General features: G+C 45.1%; 2 protein-coding genes. One reads left to right on the top strand and one right to left on the bottom strand.

Features of this window, described 5'->3' with window-relative positions:
* Nucleotides 1–2,907: calcium-binding protein (locus tag Q0144_RS05940; RefSeq protein WP_298062543.1), on the top strand; the 2,907-nt coding region annotated here is incomplete at its 5' end.
* A gap of 10 nt (nucleotides 2,908–2,917) precedes the next feature.
* Here Q0144_RS05940 and Q0144_RS05935 read toward each other — a convergent pair.
* The gene (locus tag Q0144_RS05935) at nucleotides 2,918–3,106 is read right to left on the bottom strand and encodes a hypothetical protein (RefSeq protein WP_298062541.1); all 189 of its coding nucleotides are present in this window, start codon (nucleotides 3,104–3,106) and stop codon (nucleotides 2,918–2,920) included.
* Between the last annotated feature and the right edge of the window lie 336 nt (nucleotides 3,107–3,442).

The following is a 3,442-nucleotide window of genomic DNA, read 5'->3' as shown; positions in this document are numbered from 1 at the left end:
CCTTTTGATCCTAATTGGAAAGGTAGGGACTCTGAAGATATTGAAAGGTTCAAAGACTTTTGGTCCCCCTACCTGGACGATCCGCGCAAGTTCCTCCAAGACGCTAAAAATTTCTACGGTCAATTAATTGCCTCTATCTTTAACTTCTCCATCTACGACCCTCTCGCCCTTGATCTTAACGGAGACGGCAAGATCGGCATCAGCCCTGCATCTAACGGCGGAGCTTACTTCGATCACAACGGAGATGGGGTATCTCACAGATCATCTTGGATAAGCAAAGAGGATGGAATTTTAGCTTACGATCGTAACGGCAACGGCAAGATAGACGACGGCGGCGAGCTATTTGGAAATTTCACGCAGATAAAAGATAAAGATGGCAATCAAAGACTAGCCAAGGACGGTTACGAAGCTTTAAAAGAATTTGATAGTAATAACGACGGGCTTATAGATAATAAAGACGATAAATTTAAAGATCTTAAAATTTGGCAGGATGCGAACTCTAACGGGATCTCAGACGAAGGCGAGCTAAAGAGCTTAGATGAGCTAGGCATCGCTAGCCTAAGCCTAAATCACAATGAGGTAAACGAAGATCTAGGAGGCGGAAACACCCTAAGTCTAAAGGGAAGCTACATTAAAAAAGACGGCACCGCTCATAGTATGGGCGATCTGAATTTCAACGTAGATACGATAAACTCTAAATTTAAAGACGGGGCGCCGTTAAGCTCCGAAGATATGGCTAGAGCAAATATCAAGGGCTTTGGATTACTAAGAGATCTAAGATCCGCCGCTGCATTAAATAAAGAGTTAGCTAGCGCGCTAGATAGCTACTCTCGCTTAGGTACCAAAGAGGAGCAGCTCAAGGCTCTGCCTGCTCTTATAAAAGCCTGGAGCGAGACTGCTGTAAGAAGCACGGGCGGAAATTCTAACGGGGCAGACTATGAAGTAGGCCTAAAAGGGGTGAAGCTTCCAAGCAATGTAAGTCTAGGCGCAGGATCAAACATCAATGTAGATGCGGACGGTAACGTGATAAACTCCGGTAATCCAAACGCCAGAAGACTAAGCCTCACTCCGTCTCAATATCAGGCTCTACTGAATAGCTCAAATTCTATAGATGAGAGCTTACTAAAGGAGTTTGAGAGCATAAAATATAAGATCAAAGTAATCGATGCTTTCACCGGCTCAAAGACTGCGGAGCTCTATTATATAAGCAACGACGATATAAAGGCTATCATCAAAAACACAAACGAGACCTATGATAAAATTTTAAACTACTCCTATGCGTCGCTACTAGCTCAAACGAGACTAAAAGGCTATGCCGATCTGATAAGTCTGGATATGATCTCCGTGCCTAACGATACGGCTGCAAACGGTGGTGCCTCGGCGGGCGATAATTCAAAATCCGATACCGCAAACGGCGGTGCAAACGCATCTGCTAAGCCGAAGTATGATTTCAGACTAAATTTCACCAAAGTAATCGATAAATTTAAAGAGATTAACTTAAGCGATCCTAAGAAGGCTTTCGTGGATTTGGCGGAGTTTACTACTTTATTTCAGAGCAAAAAGGACTTCGCCGCAGGTCTTAGCCTACTTGCCGAGTTCGCATACGGAGCGAATAAACGCGGGGTGTTGGGTGAATACATAGCCGCCATAGGGCAAGAGACACAAAATAAGCTAGACATAGCAACGATAACTTCTAATTCCAGCGGCACCAATGCAAATGATATTATGGTAGGTTCTGCCGGCAACGACACTCTCCACGGTCAGAGCGGTAATGACACCATCTACGGCGGCGAAGGCGATGACATTCTCGGCGGCGGTGATGGTAACGACACTCTTTATGGCGGCGACGGAGATGATAAACTTTACGGTAGCGACGGTAACGATACTTTAGAAGGCGGAGCCGGTAACGATAGATTGGAAGGTGGAGATTACGACGATACCTATATATTTGGTAGAGGCGATGGAAGCGATACAATCTACGATCGTCACGGTGGCGGCGATACGATTAAATTTAAAGAGGGAATTTCTTTAAGCGATCTAATCGTAAAAAGAGCCGATAAAGATGTTAACAGTCTTGAAATTTCCATTAAAGGAACCGAAGATAAGATAACGATAAATAATGCTTATTGGGATGGATCCGTTTATGATGGTGGCATGATAGAGAATTTCGAATTCGCAGACGGAACTAAATTATCTTTTAGAGAATTAGAAAAACAAACTATGTTTAAAGGAACCGACGCTAACGATATCATTAGGGGAGCGAACGGTAACGATGAAATTAATGGCGGAGCCGGAGATGATACAATATTCGCTAATAATGGAGACGATATCCTTTACGGCGATACCGGCAACGACACTCTCCACGGTCAGAGCGGTAATGACACCATCTACGGCGGCGAAGGCGATGACATTCTCGGCGGCGGTGATGGTAACGACACTCTTTATGGCGGCGACGGAGATGATAAACTTTACGGTAGCGACGGTAACGATACTTTAGAAGGCGGAGCCGGTAACGATAGATTGGAAGGTGGAGATTACGACGATACCTATATATTTGGTAGAGGCGATGGAAGCGATACAATCTACGATCGTCACGGTGGCGGCGATACGATTAAATTTAAAGAGGGAATTGGTAAAGAAAACATTACCTTCCAAAAGATTGCCAACGATCTGGTATTAAAATACGGCGAAAACGACACCGTCCGTATAAATGATCAATTCGGCGACGGGGCCATAGAGCAGATCGCGCTTGCTAGCGGAGAGTATATCACTGCTAGCAAGATAAATAAGATCGTCGAAGATCTAAACGCTTACGCTTCGAATAACGGTATGAGCAATATCTCGATGGAGGATATGAAAAATAATCCAGATATCATGCAGATGTTTGCGAGCGGCTGGGGGAATTGATCCTCCACCCTCACGCGCTGCGTACTTTCAATACACTCGTGACGTTCTGCTTAACGACGCTCGCAAAACGCCGCCGGTTGCTTGCAAAAGCTACCAGCGGTGGTAATTCCACCCCTCGCAGAAATATCGTTTTTTGCTTGCTTGGATTGCTGTCGTCCGCTAGGATAAAAAACATCTCAGATGAAAAGTAGCTGTTCAAACGGTGTGCCCAACCAGGTGAGATAGCTAATCGCTCGGACAAGGGCAGCTCTGTTGAACTACATTTGGCTGGAGGCTCGCCTGCTAGAATGAACGGCAGCTCAAGATAGAGGCAGTAGCTATCCACCCTGCTTCGGCACTACATTAAAAATTTATCAGGTAGCGTGCTTGCACCCTTGCTTGTGTTAAATTTAAAGCGAGGCTGTGCTAGAACAGACAGGATAGGTAACTACTTAAGCAAGCAGTGTATTCGAGCAGAGGCTTGCCCACTATTGTAAATAACCGCCTGCCCTCCTTCCCTACCTTACGCTAAGTCCTTCGTCTAGGTATTTGATGA

Source organism: uncultured Campylobacter sp. (genome assembly GCF_938045345.1).
GTDB lineage: Bacteria > Campylobacterota > Campylobacteria > Campylobacterales > Campylobacteraceae > Campylobacter_B.
Note: the sequence above shows the minus strand (reverse complement) of the source record. Positions and strands in the feature narration are given on the sequence as shown.